The 19,928-nt window shown below is 36.3% G+C and carries 11 protein-coding genes; 9 read left to right on the top strand and 2 right to left on the bottom strand.

The genetic code is table 11. From position 1 onward, the window contains the following. The first annotated feature begins 97 nt into the window (after positions 1-97). The 6 genes from QWY86_RS19500 (at position 98) to QWY86_RS19475 (ending at position 10,091) form a co-directional block, all read left to right on the top strand. Entirely contained in the window at positions 98-4,429 is a 4,332-nt protein-coding gene (locus QWY86_RS19500; protein WP_290244592.1) for a CusA/CzcA family heavy metal efflux RND transporter, read from the top strand. A gap of 1 nt (position 4,430) precedes the next feature. Continuing rightward, entirely contained in the window at positions 4,431-5,558 is a 1,128-nt protein-coding gene (locus tag QWY86_RS19495; RefSeq protein WP_290244591.1) for an efflux RND transporter periplasmic adaptor subunit, read from the top strand. 224 nt (positions 5,559-5,782) lie between these two features. Then, positions 5,783-6,094 carry a hypothetical protein gene (locus tag QWY86_RS19490; RefSeq protein WP_290244590.1) on the top strand — a complete coding sequence of 104 codons (312 nt, stop codon included), beginning with the start codon at positions 5,783-5,785 and terminating at the stop codon, positions 6,092-6,094. Between the two features lie 163 nt (positions 6,095-6,257). After that, positions 6,258-7,262, top strand: a complete 1,005-nt coding sequence (locus tag QWY86_RS19485; RefSeq protein ID WP_290244589.1) for an ABC transporter transmembrane domain-containing protein — start codon at positions 6,258-6,260, stop codon at positions 7,260-7,262. Next, positions 7,255-8,616 (top strand): HlyD family secretion protein, encoded by a 1,362-nt coding sequence (locus QWY86_RS19480; RefSeq protein ID WP_290244588.1) that lies wholly within the window; start codon positions 7,255-7,257, stop codon positions 8,614-8,616. Before QWY86_RS19485 ends, QWY86_RS19480 begins: the two co-directional genes overlap by 8 nt. Positions 8,617-8,630: 14 nt before the next feature. Further along, positions 8,631-10,091: a TolC family protein gene (locus QWY86_RS19475; protein WP_290244587.1), complete on the top strand. Its 1,461-nt coding sequence runs from the start codon at positions 8,631-8,633 to the stop codon at positions 10,089-10,091. 178 nt (positions 10,092-10,269) lie between these two features. Here QWY86_RS19475 and katG read toward each other — a convergent pair whose 3' ends face one another. After that, positions 10,270-12,546 carry a catalase/peroxidase HPI gene (gene katG, locus QWY86_RS19470; RefSeq protein WP_290244586.1) on the bottom strand — a complete coding sequence of 759 codons (2,277 nt, stop codon included), beginning with the start codon at positions 12,544-12,546 and terminating at the stop codon, positions 10,270-10,272. A gap of 151 nt (positions 12,547-12,697) precedes the next feature. Beyond that, positions 12,698-13,240 carry a GrpB family protein gene (locus QWY86_RS19465; RefSeq protein WP_290244584.1) on the bottom strand — a complete coding sequence of 181 codons (543 nt, stop codon included), beginning with the start codon at positions 13,238-13,240 and terminating at the stop codon, positions 12,698-12,700. A 208-nt stretch (positions 13,241-13,448) separates the two neighbouring features. Between QWY86_RS19465 and QWY86_RS19460 the strand changes: the two genes are divergently transcribed. Genes QWY86_RS19460 through QWY86_RS19450 form a run of 3 tightly spaced genes read left to right on the top strand, consistent with a single transcriptional unit; the run spans position 13,449 to position 19,146 of the window. Next, complete coding sequence (locus tag QWY86_RS19460) at positions 13,449-14,531, top strand: efflux RND transporter periplasmic adaptor subunit (protein WP_290244582.1); 1,083 nt, start codon at positions 13,449-13,451, stop codon at positions 14,529-14,531. A gap of 21 nt (positions 14,532-14,552) precedes the next feature. Continuing rightward, on the top strand, positions 14,553-17,726 hold the full coding sequence (locus QWY86_RS19455; protein ID WP_290244580.1) for an efflux RND transporter permease subunit: 3,174 nt from the start codon (positions 14,553-14,555) through the stop codon (positions 17,724-17,726). Beyond that, positions 17,716-19,146: a TolC family protein gene (locus QWY86_RS19450; protein WP_290244579.1), complete on the top strand. Its 1,431-nt coding sequence runs from the start codon at positions 17,716-17,718 to the stop codon at positions 19,144-19,146. The genes QWY86_RS19455 and QWY86_RS19450 overlap by 11 nt, the downstream gene beginning before the upstream one ends. Positions 19,147-19,928: the final 782 nt, after the last annotated feature.

Raw genomic sequence — 19,928 nt, 5'->3', positions numbered from 1 at the left:
ACCGTTATAGAAATAATCAAATTAAATCTTGATTCAAAGGTTTTCAAAACCTAATCGCTACCAATTCTAGTTTAGAAACGATTAACCCTATTTTTTCATGTTGAATCGAATTATTGAGTTTTCCATTAGGAATAAACTCATTATCGGGCTATTCACTTTTAGTCTGATTATTTATGGTTGTTTCGAATTATCGAAATTACCGATTGATGCTGTACCCGATATTACAAACAATCAGGTACAAATTATTACAACTGCTCCATCTTATGGCGCAACTGATATTGAACGTTTGGTTACTTTTCCGGTAGAGCAAGCCAATAGCAATATTGCAGGGATAAAGGAAATCAGAAGTTACAGCCGTTTCGGCTTATCATTGGTTACCCTGGTTTTTAACGATGATGTGGACGTTTACTGGGCTCGACAGCAAGTTGCCGAAAGGTTATTGGTTGTTCAGGAACAAATTCCGCAAGGAATAGGCAAGCCAGAAATGGGACCAATTTCTACGGGGTTGGGAGAAGTTTATCAATATGCCATTAAACCCAAAAAAGGCTACGAACACCGTTACAATATTACAGAACTCCGTACCATTCAGGATTGGATTGTAAGGCGACAGCTTTTAGGTGTTAAGGGGGTAGCTGAAGTAAGTAGTTTTGGCGGCAAGCTTAAACAATATCAGGTAACGGTTAATCCGAGCAAACTTTTAGCACATAAAGTAACCATTAGTGATGTTTTTAATGCTTTAGAACGCAATAACCAAAATACCGGAGGGGCTTATATCGAGAAACAGGCTACTGTACAATACATCCGCACAGAGGGTTTGATTGGTAATAGGGAAGATATTGAAAATATTGTTGTTAAGAATAATCCTGAAAGTACACCACTACTTATTAGAGATGTTGCAAATGTTGAAATTGGCTTTGCAACAAGATACGGAGCATTGACTTTTAATAATGAGGGAGAAGTTTCTGGTGCAATTGTGATGATGCTGAAAGGTGCCAATAGTAATGTTGTTGTTAAGGATATCAAAGCCAAGATTAAGCAAATTACCGAAACCTTGCCTGAGGGTGTAGAAATCGTACCTTTCTTAGATCGGACAAGCATGGTAAATAATGCCATCAATACAGTCGAAACCAATCTTCTGGAGGGTGCATTAATTGTCGTTTTTGTATTGGTTGTTTTCCTTGGGAATTTAAGGGCAGGTTTAATTGTGGCCTCAGTTATTCCACTTTCAATGCTTTTTGCCATTATTATGATGAATATTTTCGGCGTAAGTGGCAATTTAATGAGTTTAGGTGCGCTAGATTTTGGTTTAATTGTAGATGGAGCAGTGATTATTGTAGAAGCTGTTATGCATCAGCTTGCGCATAGTAAAAAGTTTGGCGGTGTTTCTATTCTTAAGCAAAATCAAATGGATTCGGAGGTGAAAAGTGCCTCATCGAAAATGATGAATAGCGCAGTTTTTGGGCAAATTATTATCCTTATCGTTTACCTTCCAATTTTTAGTTTGCAAGGTATAGAAGGGAAAATGTTTAAGCCAATGGCACAAACTGTAGCCTTTGCTTTATTAGGTGCATTCATTTTGTCGCTAACCTACATCCCTATGATTAGCAGTTTGTTATTGAGTAAGAAAATTAAAACTAAAGCTAATCTTGCAGACCGTGGGATGGAGAAAATCGAAAACAGATATAGCATCTGGCTAAACAAAATATTAGCCTTCCCTAAAACAGTAATTACCATTGTGATTATACTTTTTACAATTTCAGTTTTTATCTTAACCAATTTAGGAGGAGAATTTATCCCATCCATCGAAGAAGGTGATTATGCGGTTGAAACACGAGTTTTATCTGGCAGTAACCTAAATACTTCCATAGAAAATATTCAGAAAGTAGCGGGAATTCTGAAATCCCGTTTTCCGGAGGTGAAGAATATTGTAACCAAAATAGGAAGTAGTGAAGTACCTACAGAACCATTACCAATGGACATGGGCGATATGATTATTAATCTCAAACCTAAAAAAGAGTGGACAACTGCTGATAATTTTAAGGATTTAACTAAAAAAATGGAGCAAGCAGCAAGTGACATTCCTGGGGTGACCACAAGCTTTCAGTTTCCGGTACAAATGAGGTTTAATGAGTTAATGACAGGTGCAAGGCAAGATGTAGTTTGTAAAATTTTTGGGGAGGATTTTGATACGTTGGCGATTTATGCAAAGCAGGTTGGTAATCTGCTTCGAAAAATTGATGGTACAACAGATATTTATGTAGAACAGATTTCGGGTACGCCACAAATTGTGATTCAATACAATAGGGCCGTAATTGCGCAATATGGTTTAAATATTTCTGATATCAATAGAAATGTAAATACAGCTTTTGCGGGGCAAAGTACAGGTTTGGTTTTTGAAGGAGAGAAAAGGTTCGATTTAATTGTAAAGCTTCAAAATGACCAGCGCAGAAGCATCCAGGATGTGCAGCGCTTGCTTATACCAGCTCCAAATGGCAATCAAATTCCATTGAGTCAACTTGCGAAGGTTTCATTAATTAATAGCCCAAGTCAAATACAAAGAGAAGATACAAAACGCCGTATTTTAGTTGGTTTTAATGTTAGTGACCGAGATGTAGAGAGTATTGTAAATGAATTACAACAGAAGGTAAAAGCTAATATTAAGTTACCTACAGGATACACGATTAACTATGGCGGTTCATTCCAAAATCTTAATGAGGCAAAATCGAGATTAATGATTGCCGTACCGGTATCGCTTATTTTAATTTTTCTATTGCTATATTTTGCATTCGGTTCAATTAAATATGGACTATTAATTTATACCGCAATACCATTATCTGCAATAGGCGGAATTTTTCTGCTCGCTTTAAGAGGCTTACCTTTTAGTATTAGTGCTGGTGTGGGCTTTATTGCGCTGTTTGGCATTGCCGTACTCAACGGAATTGTACTTGTATCGGAATTTAATAACATCAAAAAATCAGGAGAAAGTGATATGAAAAAAGTTGTTTTGAAAGGAACAAAAACACGATTGAGACCAGTATTAATGACTGCATTTGTGGCATCGCTGGGCTTCTTGCCAATGGCGCTAAGTAACGGTGCAGGAGCAGCTGTGCAAAGGCCTTTGGCCACAGTCGTAATAGGCGGGTTAATTATCGCCACATTCCTTACGCTTTTTGTGCTGCCAATATTATATGTAGCTTTTGAAAAGGGCATAAAAATAAGTAAAAAGACCATTCAGGTTTCTTCAATAATTGCCATTTGCTTGGGTTCGATATTTGTAAATGCACAGCAATCGATAACATTGCCACAGGCTTTAGATAGTTTGTATCAACATAACTTAGCGCTAAAAAGCAGCAGTTTGAGGGCAACACATAGTTTAGCACTTAGCAAAACGGCAACAACCATTGCGCCACTAAGTCTTAATGGCGAATACGGGAAATACAACAGCGATTTTACAGATAACAAAATTAGTGTTATCCAGGGGTTTAATTTGCCAAGTGTGTATGCCAGACAAAAGGATAAATTACTTTCTGAATGGAAAAGCGCAGTGCTACAGCAAGATTTAAACAAAGTTGAGTTGACCCGTTTATGCTCCAGGATTTTTTATGATTTATTGATTCTGAAGGAAATTAAAAAAACGTATAAACAAGCGGATAGTAATTACAGTAAATTACAGCAACTGGCTACATTGCGCTTAAAAAGCGGAGAAAGCAATATGCTGGAAAAAGCGAATGCAGATAATCAGTTAATGCAAATTTCGACAAAGCTTAAGCAATTAAATATTGAAGAAAATTTATTGCAGCAACAGTTTTCATTTTTATTAAATAGCAATAATATTTTTTTGCCAAAGGCTGATGATTTGATAGCTGGCTTGGAATTTTCGGATACGCTTGCAGTTAAAAATCATCCGGAAATAAAACTTCGATTGCAAGATGAGCAGACGGCAAGCGTGGTTACGAAAGTGGAGCAATCTAAACTTTTACCCGAAATAAATTTGGGTTATAACACTACAACCCTGCAAGATGGAATTAAATACGGAACCAATAACCGGTTTCAATCGATGCAATTGGGTTTAAGTATTCCATTACTTGGCGGTTCACAACGAAATCGTGTAAAATCAGCAAAGGTTTATGAAGAATTTGCTAAATCAGAAACTGCTTTGAAAAGTAAACAGTTATCAAGTCATTTAAAAGCTACTTATCAGCAATATCACCAACAGTTACAAATGGTTGATGAATTGGAAAGCAAAGGCTTAAAAACTGCTGCTGATATCAATAAAACTTTAGCCAGTCAGTTAAAAAATGGAGCAATTAATTATTTGGAATATACACTGCTGAATAATGAAACGATTAGCATTAAGGAAAAATATTTCGATGCCATTAAACAATTGAATACAACAATTATTGAATTAAATTATCTGTTAGGACAATAAAATGAAATTTAAAAAATACATGGTTATTCTAGCCATTTGCGCCACATATGCCTGCACAAGCGAGCCAGTAAAAGAAGAAGAAAAGAAACCAATTTCGGAAGATGAAGTTAGCCTAGCAGCAGCACAATTTGCAAATATTAAACTTCAGGTTGCTGAACCAAAATGGGGCGAAACCAGTGAAGTTTTGAAATTGCAAGGTAAAATTGATGTACCACCTCAAAACTTGATTTCGATTAGCGTTCCATTGGGTGGGTATTTGAAGCATACAAAGCTTTTACCTGGAATGCATGTTGCAAAAGGACAAGTAATTGCCATTATGGAAGACCCACAATACATCCAGTTGCAGCAAGATTTTTTAAGTATTACAAATAAACTTTATTATGCTGAAAAAGAACTCACGCGACAAAAAGAACTAAATGTAAATAAAGCGAACAGCGATAAAACCTTACAAGGTGCTGAAATTGAATACAAAAACTTAAAGGTTGAGCATAGCGCCTTGTTAGAAAAACTGAAGTTGATTAACATCAGCGGAAACACTTTAAAGAATGGTAAAATATCAAAGTCTATTAATTTGTATTCTCCAATTGATGGTTATGTTAGTAAGGTAAATGTGAATATTGGTAAATATGTTACACCATCTGATGTGCTGTTTGAACTAATTAACCCAACAGATATTCATTTAAACCTAACTGTTTTTGAAAAAGACTTAAGCAAGATAAGCATGGGTCAAAGTGTTATCACTTTTAACAATGTAAAACCAGATGTTAAATATGAAGCAGAAGTAATCCTAATCGGTCATAATGTTGAAGAGGGTGGAAGTAGTGAAGTTCATTGTCATTTCGAGAAATACGATAAAAGTCTGGTTCCGGGAATGTATATGAATGCAGAACTGAAGTTTAAAAATCAAAAAGTACAATTACTGCCAGAAGAATCTGTAGTTAGTTTTGAGAACAAGGATTTTGTATTTGAACAACTATCGAAAGAGAAATATAAAATGATTGCTGTGACAACAGGCGAAGCAAGTGATGGCAATATATCAATCCATACCGATTTAACTGGCAAAAAAATCGTATCAAAAGGTGCTTATTCTTTGCTAATGAAACTAAAAAACACTAGTGATGAAGAATAAATTCACTTAATTATCCAAATCTTTTCTAATCTTATTTTAATCTCGTAGGAAATATGCTTAGAAAGGATTTGTTTTTTGACATATTCTACATATTTATAAGAATCATCTGATATTCAAATGATAAAAGTATTATTTAGATAATAATTGTATTATTTTTCTCTGATATAACTCACTTCTGTACTATATTTGCAATTCTAGTGATGCAAAAGTTAAGAAATAATTTTTTGAAAAGTACTTTTGGCTTTATGCTTTTAAGCATACTAGCCTTTAAAGTTATAGCCTTTTCAATTTCTTGTTTTTCTCCGAATGAAAATGCGCTTGCTATCGAAAAATCAACAGAAGAAAATAAGGACAAGGAAGAAGAAGCTTGCGAAAAGAACAAAAAGAAATTAGTTCTGTACGAATTTTCTAGTCTTGTGCCACAATCTCTTATTTCGATTAATTTTTTGCCAATTAAAATTGATTCATTTAGAATCAAAATTAATGTTGAGCCGCCAAAAACGGTACCAACGCCGCCTCCTAACTACTTTAGCTAATCATTCCCTAAATTTTCTTTGCTTGAATAAAACTCAATCTCTGAAAAACATTAAATGCGGGTAAAACATTTAATTATATTCTAATGTTGGGTCTCGTAAATTTTAACTTCAATCTTTATATTAAGGTCGAAAATCAGGAAAATTGTTTATCAATATTGTTTAAATGAAAAATCATCAGATTGCCGCTGCGCCAACGCCTTGGCAAAGATTGGTGCGAATGCTTCATCTGGAGCGTAAAACCATCAATTACATTTTAATTTACGCCATGTTAATTGGCTTAATTGGCTTATCGCTGCCATTAGGCACAAGTGCTGTATTTAATCTATTATCAAACGGTGCAATGTATAGTTCAACCTATATACTTATTGCGGTAATATTAACAGGCATTGTTGTGGGTGGTACCTTGCTTATTGGCCAGCTTACTTTAGTTGAGTTTTTAGAGCAAAAAATATTCACAAAAGCAGCCTTAGAGTTTGCTTTCCGCTTACCGCGGATTAAGAAAAAGGCTTTGGAAGGTGAAAATCCTTCGGAACTTATTAATCGTTTTTTTGATATTTTAACTATACAAAAAGGGCTAACGAAGTTATTGGTAGACATTGTTGCGGCTGCGGTTCAAATATTTTTTAGCGTTATTTTGTTATCGTTTTATCACCCTGTGTTTATGGTATTTGGAATGTTTGTTCTTGCCGTTATTATTCTAATTTTGTTTTTATACTACCGTCAGGGTGTGCAAACCAGCATCGAAGAATCGAGCTATAAATATGAGGTTGTAGGTTACTTGGAAGAGATTGCGAGCGATTTGGACACTTATAGGCAAAGCAGCCAGAAACGAAAAGAAATTATCAATCGCACTGATGAAATAACGGCCAATTACATCCAGGCTCGTAATCAACATTTTGGTGTTTTAAAAAGATTTTTTATTACCGCCGTTGCAACAAGAACTGTATTAATGGGGGCTTTATTGCTTTTGGGTTCTTACTTTGTTTTCGAACGTCAGATGACTTTTGGTCAATTCGTTGCGGCCGAAGTAATAATTGTGCAGATAAGTTACGCAATAGAAAAGCTTATGACCAATTTAAATACTGTATTTGATATGGTTACAGGTAGTGAGAAACTTGCCGTTGTAACAGATCTTGAATTAGAGGAAGGAGATACTAATCATGGGTAGAATTAGCAACAATCTTGCTCAAATTAAAAATTGGGAAGAACTTTCGGTACATGCTAACAGCAAAATTATTGATGCAAAAGGCCCTAAAAGATTGGGTAGAATCATGCTTTTTATATTTGCATTTTTCTTTATCCTTTTGTTTTTGCCTTATCGCCAAACTATAGCTGGTAGAGGAACTGTTACGGCATTACGCCCAGAAGACAGACCGCAAACGGTACAAAATCAAATTGGTGGGCGAATTGAGCATTGGGCAGTTCGTGAAGGTCAGGAGGTTAAGAGAGGAGATACAATACTCGTAATTTCTGAAACCAGTCAATCTTATTTCGACCCGGAATTACCAAAACGTTTAAATGAACAACTTGATGCAAAACGGGGAAGTGAGACTGCTGCGGTTCAAAAAATTGATGCTACAAAAGCACAAATGACAGCTATGACAAGCGGCCTTCATTTTCAAATGAAAGCTGCCGAGAACAAAGTGCGTCAGGCTAAAAACTATGTAAGCATTGATAGTGCAGAACTTTTGGCCGTTCAAAAATTCTATGAAACGACAAAAGTTCGTTTAGAACGATATGAAACAGGTTACAAGAACGGACTTTTTTCACTAACGGATATTGAAACACGTAGATTAAAATTGCAGGAAGATAATGCCAAAGTAATTAGTCAGCAGAATAAACTTAGCAACTCCACACAAAACCTTTTAAATGCTTCTATCGAGTTGGATAACATCAGAGCCAAATATCAGGAATCCATGTCTAAAGCACAATCTGATATGAGTTCTGCGATTTCGAGCAGAGCTAGCGCTCAGGGTGATATTGCAAAATTAAGAAATGACATATCTAACATCAGCATAAGAAGGGGTTTGTATGTAGTTAGAGCACCACAGAGTGGATATGTAGTAAAAACGCTCAAAGCAGGTATTGGCGAAAATATTAAAGAAGGCGAATCTGTAGCAACATTACAACCAAAATCACCTATGGTTGCAGCAGAATTGTACGTTAGTGCAATGGATGTGCCCTTAATTTTGGATACAAGCGATGTGCGTTTGCAGTTTGAAGGTTGGCCTTCAGTACAGTTTTCTGGTTGGCCATCAGTAGCCGTTGGTACATTTGCCGGAAAAGTATTTTCTATTGATAAAGTGAGCAGTACTGGTGGTAATTATCGTTTATTAATCAGCCAAACTAATCCGGTTCCAACTAAGGATGACCCATGGCCACCACAGCTAAGGCAAGGTTCAGGTGTGTATGGACGCATAATTTTAAGGTCGGTTCCACTTTGGTATGAAATCTGGCGTCAACTTAACGGTTTTCCACCAAGTTTAGAAAAAGAACCTAGCGAAAGCAAGGATAAAAAATAATAGCGGAGGTATAAATGAAAATATTTTTTAAGAAATTTTTATTGTCTGCCTCAATGCTGATGCTATTATTTAATAACATAAGCGTAGCGCAAACAACAGTGAGCGTAGATACCGCTAAAATTTTTGCATTAGATGATTTGCAACTTTTGGTTTTTAGGTATCATCCAATAATCAAGCAGGCAGCACTTTTAAGCGAAACTGCAAGAGCAAGTGTTTTGCAATCATTAGGTTATTTCGACCCGGCATTAAAGGCAGGCTTCGCAAGAAAGCTTTTTGGTAATACAGAATACTACAACAAGTGGAATAGTGAATTGAAAATTCCGCTTTGGTTAGCAGGAGCTGATTTAAAAGTTGGTTACGACCGAAATGTTGGTACCTATGTAGATCCAGAAAACAGAACCAATAATCAAGGTTTATCTGCAATTGGTTTAAGTATTCCTTTAGGTCAGGGTTTTATTATTGATGCTCGCCGCAGTACTTTAAGGCAAGCTAAAGTAATGGTGCAATATGCAGAAGCGGAACAACTAAAACAAATTAATAGTGTTTGGTACGAAATTGTTAAAGATTACTGGAGCTGGTACTATGCTTATAAACAGTATCAATTAGTTAACGAAGGTGTCGATTTGGCACAACGCAGGTTTCAGGCTTTAAGTGCGCAAACTATAATTGGTGATAAGCCAGCAATTGATTCCGTGGAAGCATACATTACTGTACAAGAACGTATTATTCAAAAGGAAAAAACAGCGATTGAATTACAAAATGCAAGATTGGTGTTATCAAACCATTTATGGAATGAAGATGGAAATCCGTTAGAATTACCAATAGATGCCTTGCCGCAATTTGTATTAGAAACAATACCTCGTCCGAATCCTTTAATTTTAGATACACTTATCGGGCAAGCGGCTAATCAGCATCCAGAACTTGTAAAATTGAGAAGTAAAAGTGCCCAACTAGAAATTGAAAAAAGTTACAGGCAAGAATTGCTGAAACCCAAACTTAATATTATTGGAAATTTAATTTCGAGCCGAACTGATTTCAGTAATACCGTACCCGGATACTATGATTTTAACTGGAGTAATTATAAGCTTGGGGTAGAATTTGCGTTTCCGCTTTTTTTACGTTCTGAGCGTGGAAAACTGCGAGAAGTTAAAATAAAGCAATTAGAAAATAATTACGATTTGCAGCAATCTGGTCGAGAAATTAGAAATAATATAATGGCTTCTTATAACGATTTGTCTGCATATTCTGCACAGCTGAATGTGCAGATACAAAGCATTAAAAACCAGCAAATTTTGGTTAATGGCGAAAATCAAAAGTTTAATTTAGGAGAGAGTACTTTATTCTTAATTAATAGTCGGGAAACCAAGCTTATTGATATGAAAATAAAACAGGAAAGTATGGTAGCTGGTTACCAAAAAACACTTGCTGAATTGTACTACAAAGCTGGTACAAGGCAATTTGTGTTTCAGAATTAAATCTCTACCAATAATTTAATAAAAACACCTCCATTTAATAAAGTGCAGGTGTTTTTATTTTGGAAGAAATCCGAACCTAGCTTTTTCAAATCACTTTGACCAAACAGCTAAATAAATTAAATAAAAAAGGTGTTGCATTAACTGCAACACCTTAACTTTTTTATATATAATTGATTGATTATTTCAAATCAAACCTGTCTAAATTCATTACTTTGTTCCAAACCTGAACAAAATCGGTAACAAATTTTTCTCTTGCATCTGCACTTCCATATACTTCAGCAATTGCTCTCAATTCTGAGTTTGAACCAAATACTAAGTCGGCTCTTGTAGCTGTCCACTTCGGTTGGCCTGTTTTACGGTTGGTTCCAATGTACAATTCCTTATCGTCTGATGTTGATTTCCACTGTGTATTCATATCTAATAAGTTGATAAAGAAGTCGTTCGTTAGCTGACCAGGATTTTCTGTGAAAACACCGTTTTTAGAACCATCTGTATTAATATCCAACACTCTTAATCCGCCTAAAAGTACCGTTAATTCTGGAGCAGTTAGCGTTAAAAGTTGTGCTTTATCAATCAATAATTCCTCTGTAGTAACCTGATATTTAACATTTCTATAGTTTCTAAAACCATCCGCAACTGGTTCTAAATAGCCAAAAGATTCGATATCAGTTTGTTCTTGCGATGCGTCCATACGGCCAGCATTGAATGGAATTGTAACTGAATGACCAGCTTTGCTTGCAGCCTGCTCAACACCAACTAAACCCGCTAATACGATTAAATCGGCAAGCGAAACTTTTTTGCCATCAACAGAACTATTGTTAAAATCTTGTTGAATTCCTTCTAATTTAGATAATACTGTCTGCAATTGTGCAGGATTATTAACTTTCCAGTCTTTTTGCGGCATTAAGCGAATTCTCGCACCATTTGCACCGCCACGCTTATCAGAACCACGGAATGTTGAAGCCGAAGCCCAGGCCGTTGAAACTAATTGACTAATACTCAAACCTGATTGTGCAATTTTTGCTTTTAGTGCTGAAACATCATTTTCATCAACCAATGGATGATTTACTTCAGGAATAACATCTTGCCACAGTAAATCTTCTTGAGGAACATCTGCACCTTGATAACGAGCTTTTGGCCCCATATCGCGATGTGTTAATTTAAACCAGGCTCTTGCGAAAGCATCAGCAAATGCATCGGGATTTTCTAAAAAGCGTCTTGATATTTTTTCGTAAGCTGGGTCAAATCTTAAGGAAAGATCTGTTGTTAGCATGGTTGGTTTATGTTTTTTGCTACTGTCGAATGCATCTGGAATAATAGAATCGGCATCTTTTGCTACCCATTGGTGTGCACCAGCAGGGCTTTTTGTTAATTCCCATTCAAAACCAAAAAGATTTTCGAAGAAATTATTACTCCACTGCGTTGGGGTAGTTGTCCAGGTTACTTCTAAACCGCTTGTAATGGCATCAGCACCTACGCCAGAGCCATATTTATTGTTCCATCCAAATCCTTGCGAGGCTATATCTGCCGCCTCTGGTTCCTTACCAACATTATCTGCCGAAGCCGCACCATGCGTTTTACCAAAAGTATGTCCGCCGGCAATTAATGCAACAGTTTCTTCATCATCCATTGCCATTCTACCAAAGGTATCGCGGATGTCTTTAGCAGCTAAAATTGGGTCAGGGTTACCATCTGGTCCTTCTGGATTTACATAAATTAAACCCATTTGTACCGCCGCCAAAGGTTTTTCGAGGTTGCGTGAATGTACATCACCGTCCGCATCATCATCAGTAACCACAACGCCATGTTCTTTAGGTGCGCCATCAGAACCATGAGCATAACGAATATCACCGCCTAACCAGGTTTTTTCCGAACCCCAATAAACAGATTCATCAGCTTCCCAAACATCGGCTCTGCCGCCTGCAAATCCAAAGGTTTTAAAACCCATTGATTCCAAAGCAATATTTCCGGCTAAAATCATTAAATCGGCCCAGGAGATTTTCTGACCATATTTTTGTTTGATTGGCCAAAGTAACCTACGTGCTTTATCTAAACTAACGTTATCTGGCCAGCTGTTTAAAGGCGCAAATCTTTGTAAGCCTGCACCTGCACCACCACGACCATCGCCAACACGGTAAGTACCTGCGCTATGCCATGCCATACGAATAAACAAACCACCGTAATGGCCAAAATCTGCTGGCCACCAATCTTGAGAATCTGTCATTAATGCATGTAAATCATTTTTTACAGCTTCCAAATCCAAACTGTTAAAAGCTTCAACATAGTTGAAATCCTTATCCATCGGATTTGATAATGAGGATTGCTGACGAAGGATATTCAATTTTAGTTGATTAGGCCACCAGTTATGATTTCTGGTACCGCCGCCGCCAACATTTTGTTTCATAGCGCCGTTGTGGAATGGGCATTTGCTGATGTCGTTTGGATCTTTTTCCATATTATAAGATTTATATTTTGATAAGTTGGGTTGATTTATCGATTAATCAACTTTGATAAATTTAGGTTATTGTGCGGATTAATCACAATCATTAAATTCTATACATTAATAGTTAAAAGCTATAATTTGTTCTCTTATTATGAAGTTTGTTTCATAGGTTAAACTTATCTTTGTTTTTCGCTTTCGCGATTATCTGTTCTATAAAATCCTCGGCTTTAACTTCTTTTATGGCAGCATATTTCTTTCTGTCGTTTTTAGCTTCTTCAGCAATTACATATTTGAGTTTCTGATATTCTAACCTTTCAGAATCGTTGTTTCGTAAATAATCTCTAAACAAAAGATGTTTTTCAAGTTCTTCACTATTAACAGGGCAAACGTATAAATGATGGCTGATTGCGTCAAGTATTTTATGTTCTACAGTTTTGTGTCTTTTGAAAACTTCTCTCTCATTAATACCTTGATTGCCATTATGGAAGTATCCAAGTTCTGTTAAGCGATGTTTAATTTGCCCAAAGGATACTTTTTTATTATAAATTACATCTATATCGACTATTGGTTTTGCTGCTAAAAATGGGATAGCTGTACTTCCAATATGTTCAATTGTAATTTCTAATCCCGATAAAGTACGTTGCAATACATTTTTAATTTTTAAAAAATCTTCCGGCCAATTATTTCGATATTCTATTATTAACATTGGTTACTAAACTATAATACTTGCAATAGGCTTCCTTCATCAACTTCATTATAACTTCATAAATCTGTACTTATTTCGTACCAGTATTAAATCAATAGGGTACGTTAATTTATAAGTCGATTACTTCTTCACAGAAATTGTCTTGCAAATTGAATGCTCTTGAATTTAATGATAAATAATTAAATCAGATAAACTATTCGACAAAAAGATGAAAAGAAGTGTTATGTGTTTAGGCATTTGTGCCTTGCTTTACGTTACCAGTTGCACATCAAAAAAAGAAGAAAAAGAAGAAGTTGTTAATTATACAGCAACAGCTCCAGTTACAATGGATACATCCTTTACTAAGGAATATGTATCTCAAATCCGATCGGTTAGAAATATTGAAATCCGAGCTCAAGAAAAGGGTTATTTGCAAAATATTTACGTTGATGAAGGTCAGCATGTAAAAGCAGGTCAAATTTTGTTCAGGATTATGCCTAGAATGGCTCAGGCTGAATTATTGAAATCGCAAGCAGAAACTAAAGCTGCTGAAATCGAGCTTGAAAATACCAAATTACTTTCTGATAAAAATGTAGTATCTAAAAACGAATTGGCGATGGCGAAGGCAAAATTGCAACAAGCCAATGCGCAAACTTCTGTAGCAAAATTTCACTTATCAAATACCGAAATACGGGCGCCGTTTGATGGTACTATAGATCGTATTCCGCTAAAATTAGGAAGCTTGGTAGATGAAGGTGCTCTACTAACCAGCTTATCAGATAATAGCCAGATTTATGCTTATTTCAACGTTTCAGAGCCTGAATACTTAAATTATCAAAGTACCGAAAAAGGTAAAGGGCAACAAGAGGTAAGTTTGATGTTGGCGAATGGTCAGTTGTTAAGTTCCAAAGGAAAGGTTGAGGTAATAGAGAGTGAATTCGATTCTGAAACCGGAAACATTGCATTTAGGGCTAAGTTCCCAAATCCAAATCAATTATTAAGAAATGGTGAAACTGGCAAAATCCAGATGCTTGTACCGTTAAAAAATGCTTTAATCATTCCTCAAAAGGCAACTTACGAATTACAGGACAAGAAATTTGTGTTTGTAATCGACAGTAAAAATGTTGTACACTCCCGGGAAATCGGTATTGGTGGCGAACTTCCTGATATCTATATCGTATCAAAAGGCCTTGCTGCAGGGGATAAAATCTTACTAGAAGGTGTACAGAAAGTAAGGGACGATGATAAGGTGAAATATACTTTCGTTGCTCCAAAAGAAGCTTTAAAACAATTGCAATTAAAGGCTGAATAATTCTCTCAAAACAAGATTATTATGTTTAGTAAATTCATTAAAAGACCAGTATTATCAATTGTAATATCATTGGTCATCATATTTATTGGCGTTTTAGCCCTTGTCGGCTTGCCCGTAACACAGCTCCCAAATATTTCGCCACCAATGGTAAATATTACGGCAGAATATCCCGGAGCAAACAACGAACTGTTAATTAAGGCTGTAGTTATTCCTTTGGAAAGAGCCTTAAATGGTATCCCTGGAATGAAATATATGACATCTGATGCAGGTAACGACGGCGAAGCATCAGTGCAGTTGGTTTTCAATTTAGGTACCGACCCAGACCAGGCTACTATCAACGTACAAAATCGTGTGGCAGCAGTTACAAATAAATTACCGCCATTAGTTATTCGTGAGGGTATTAAAATCAGTCGCGAGCAGCCGAATATGCTGATGTACATTAACGTGTACAGTAAAGACCCGCACATGAATGAAAACTTCCTTTACAATTATTCGGATATTAATTTACTTCCCGAATTGAAAAGAGTAGATGGTGTAGGCTTTGCCGATATTTTGGGTAACCGGGAATATGCGATGCGTATTTGGTTAAAACCCGATAAGATGCTGGCCTACAAAATTTCTTCTGAAGAGGTATTGGAAGCCTTAAACAACCAGAGTTTAGAGGCATCTCCAGGTAAAACGGGTGAAAGTTCTGGTAAACGTTCAGAATCTTTTGAATATGTGCTAAAATATTCAGGTCGTTTTACAACCGAAGATGGTTATAAAAATATTATTCTTCGGGCTAGTGCAAACGGCGAACTGTTGCGATTAAAAGATGTTGCCGATGTAGAATTTGGCAGTTCCATGTACGATTTGTATTCGCACATTAACGGTAAGCCTTCTGCTGCTATCGTTTTAAAACAATCTTACGGTAGTAATGCTCAAGAGGTAATCAAGAATGTAAAAGCCAGAATGGAAGAAATTAAGGCTTCATCATTTCCCAAAGGGATGGATTACGAAATCAGTTATGACGTTTCTAAATTCTTGGATGCTTCAATTGAAAAGGTGGTACATACGCTCGTAGAGGCATTTATTTTAGTAGGCCTAGTGGTTTTTATTTTCTTGGGCGATTGGAGATCAACATTAATCCCGGCGATAGCAGTTCCGGTGTCATTAATTGGTTCGTTTATCTTTATGCAGTTTTTCGGCATCACCCTGAACTTAATTACCTTGTTTGCATTGGTTTTAGCAATTGGTATTGTGGTTGATGATGCCATTGTGGTAATCGAGGCCGTGCACGCCAAGATGGAAGCAGATAGGCAACTATCAGTTTTGAAAGCAACACAATTAGCTTTAAGTGAAATTGGAGGCGCAATTGTAGCAATTACATTCTTAATGGCTTCGGTGTTTATTCCGGTAGCATTTATGTCTGGTCCGGTAGGTGTATTTTATCGTCAGTTTTCGATAACGATGGCCACGGCAATCATTCTTTCTGGTATTGTAGCATTAACGCTAACACCTGCTTTGTGTGCCATAATGCTTAAAAAACATAACCCACACACGAAGAAAAAAGCGCTTATTGATAAAGGCTTAGATGCGTTTAATGCCTGGTTTTTCAGGTTAACTGGTCGTTACCAAAAGGTGATGGATAGAGTGGTAACCCGCAGGTTGCTTTTATTTGGAATTTTAGGTGCATTCTGTATAGGTACATACTTTTTAAGCAATACAGTTCCATCTGGCTTTATTCCTAATGAAGACCAGGGGATGATTTATGCCATTATTCAAACGCCTCCGGGTTCTACTTTGGAACGTACAAATCAAGTTTCAGAAAAACTGGAGAAAATTTGCGAGGAGATAGAAGGTGTTAAGTCTGTTTCAGCTTTAGCGGGATACGAGGTACTTACAGAAGGTACTGGTTCTAACTCAGGAACCTGTTTAATTAACCTTAAAGATTGGAAAGACCGTAAAAATTCAGCTCAGGATGTAATTAAAGAATTGGAAGAAAAATCGAAAGATTTGCCTGGCGCAACGGTAGAATTTTTCCAGCCGCCTGCTGTACCGGGTTATGGAGCTGCTGGTGGTTTTGAATTACGTTTGGTTGATAAAGCTGGTAACAATGACTATGTTCAAATGGAAAAAGTGAGCAAGGATTTTGTAAAAGAACTGAACAAGCGTCCGGAATTACAATCTGTATTTACATTTTACAGTGCTAGTTTTCCGCAATATATGGTGAATATAGATAACGATAAGGCACAGCAAAAAGGTGTTACACCCGAAAAAGCATTAGAAACTTTATCAGATTTAATCGGTAGTAACTACGAAACCAACTTTATTAAATTTGGTAGACAGTATAAAGTTATTGTACAGGCATTACCACAATATCGTGCACTTCCTCAGGATGTTATGAAGTTGTATGTTAAAAACAATAAAGACCAAATGGTACCATTCTCATCATTTATGACGATGGATAAGGTTTATGGACTATCTGAAATTACACGTCATAATATGTACAACTCAGCCGAGATTAATGGGTCTCAGGCGGTAGGTTATAGCTCAGGCGAAGCCTTGAAAGCGGTAGAAGAAGTAGCTAAAAAGACTTTACCTAGAGGATATGGTATCGATTGGGCAGGTATTTCAAAAGATCAGGCCACCAGAGGTAATGAGGCGATTTACATCTTCCTGATTTGTTTAGGTTTCGTTTACCTGGTGCTTTCTGCTCAATACGAGAGTTTCATTTTGCCTTTAGCGGTTATTGTTTCATTGCCTGCGGGTATCTTCGGCGCATTTTTATTCTTACAGCTTTTTGGCCTGGAGAATAATATTTATGCCCAGGTATCAATGGTAATGTTAATTGGTTTGCTTGGTAAAAATGCGGTATTGATAGTAGAATTTGCTGCCCTTAAACACGCCGAAGGTAAAACCATTCTCGCATCGGCGATGGAAGGTGCAGTAGTAAGGTTCCGCCCAATTTTAATGACTTCATTTGCCTTTATTGCAGGTTTAATTCCTTTGGTTTTTGCGACCGGACCTGGTGCCGTTGGAAACAGAACGATTGGAACGGCTGCTGCCGGTGGTATGTTGTTCGGAACTGTATTTGGGGTTATTGTAATTCCAGGGTTGTATTATGTGTTTGGTACAATTGCCGATAAACGTAAGCTTATCAAAATTGAAGAAGAATATCCGTTAACCGAAGATTTAGAAAACAATGCTGAATAATAGATATAAAATGGTTGGGTTGGCTTTTATGTGCGCTGTTTACAGCGCATGTAAAGTGCCAGATTTTGCTCAACGCGATGAAAATAAAAATGTTCCTTTAAGCTTTACTGCTTCGCAAGATACTTTAAGTAGCGGCAAAGTACAATGGCGCCAGTTTTTTACCGACCCGAATTTGGTGAGCTTAATTGATACGGCTTTGAAAAATAATCAGGAACTGAATATCACACTTCAAGAGATTGAAATTGCCAAAAATGAAATCAAAGCGAAAAAGGGTGAACTTTTACCAAGTGTAGGTTATCGTGTTGGGGCAGGTATTGATAAGGTTGGGCGTTATACAAGCGCTGGTGCAGGAGATGCTTCAACAGACATTACTCCAGGCAAAGGTGTGCCAGAGATACTACCTGATTATGCTTTTGGCTTGCAGGCAAATTGGGAAGCTGATATTTGGCACAAACTCCGCAATTCAAAAAAGGCAGCATTAACACGCTATCTGTCAACAGTTGAAGGCAAAAACTTTGTCGTAACGAATCTGGTTGCAGAAATTGCTAATACATATTACGAGTTACTGGCGCAAGACAATCAACTAGAAATTGTAAAGCAAAATATCGCTCTGCAAAGCAATGCGCTCGAGTTGATGAAAATTCAAAAGCAGGCAACGAGGGTTACAGAATTGGCGGTTCGTAAATTTGAAGCAGAGGTTTTAAGTTCAAAAAGTTTAGAGTTCGAAATTCAGCAGCAAATTACAGAATCAGAGAATAAAATTAATTTCTTAGTAGGCCGGTTTCCTCAGCCAATTGTTAGAGATAAAACCAGCTTTACTACGCTTGTTACAACAAATATTCAAGCAGGTCTTCCCTCTCAATTATTGGCAAACCGTCCGGATATTAAACAGGCAGAATATGATTTGGCTGCGGCAAAATTAGATGTTAAAGTGGCTAAAGCGCAGTTTTACCCTTCATTGGGTATATCAGCAACCTTAGGCTATCAGGCTTTTAACCCATCGTATTTAATAAGAACTCCAGAGTCGTTAATTTATTCTTTAGCAGGAGATTTAGCTGGTCCGCTAATTAATAGAAATGCCATAAAAGCTGAATATTTAACCGCCAATGCGAAACAATTACAAGCTGTTTTCAATTACGAAAAAACAATCTTAAATGGCTATATAGATGTTGCCAATCAATTATCCAACATCGGTAATCTGCAAAAAAGCTATGATTTGAAGGCACAACAAGTGCAGGCCCTTACACAATCAATTGATATTTCAAATGACCTGTTTAAAGCGGCCAGAGCAGATTATTTTGAGGTTTTAATGACACAAAGAGATGCATTACAATCAAAATTAGAGCTTATTGAAACCAAAAAACAACAACTTAATGCAGTGGTAAATGTTTACCACGCTTTAGGTGGCGGTTGGAATTAGTAAAACAACAACACACATAATAGTTTAAAGGCTTCCACTTTTTTGGAAGCCTTTTGCTTTAATAAATCTCCAGTAAATTCTCATAGAACTAATAAAATTGATATTCTTAAGATTTTGTTAGTAGTGAATTTGTTAAAAACCTGATTGTAAAAAAAAAGCTCGCAAAACATAGAAGTTTAATGTCTTTAGATACTGAATATATATTTTCCTCGTTATAATTATTCTAAACAAATATTAAAACTCGAATTGACAATTGTTAACTCAATGTACACTTGATGTTATTAAAACTTTTTTTGTAATATATTGTTGCTTAAATAGATAAAGGGGAGAACATAATGATAAATATTTCGAAGCATACCACAGCATCTGTATTAGATCGTGTAAAGAAAGGTGATATTATATGCTATGCCAAAAAAATCGGTGAGGTAATTGCTATTCAAGTGCTAAAGCATAATACACAGAAAGAATATTATTATAAGATAAAAAATGATGGCGTAGTATTAGTTATCAAGTAATTTAAAAAACCTGATATCAGTAAATTAAAGTGCGTATTCAACGCACGTATCCCACAGTTTCATTTTCTGTTGAAACTTATATTACATCATTTCGTAATCCTCTGGCATTGGTTCTGCAGAATAATAGCTGTAAACCGTTGAGAAAAGTGAAACAACATAGAAGGAACAAATAATTAAAAGAAATGTGCTCATAATTAGGGATAATTATCTGGTTAAATAACTATAACGTTAAGTTAAGAACAATTATTTTATTATTTAGATTTATTT

Source organism: Pedobacter aquatilis, assembly GCF_030409415.1.
Taxonomy (GTDB): Bacteria; Bacteroidota; Bacteroidia; order Sphingobacteriales; family Sphingobacteriaceae; genus Pedobacter; species Pedobacter aquatilis.
Note: the sequence above shows the minus strand (reverse complement) of the source record. Positions and strands in the feature narration are given on the sequence as shown.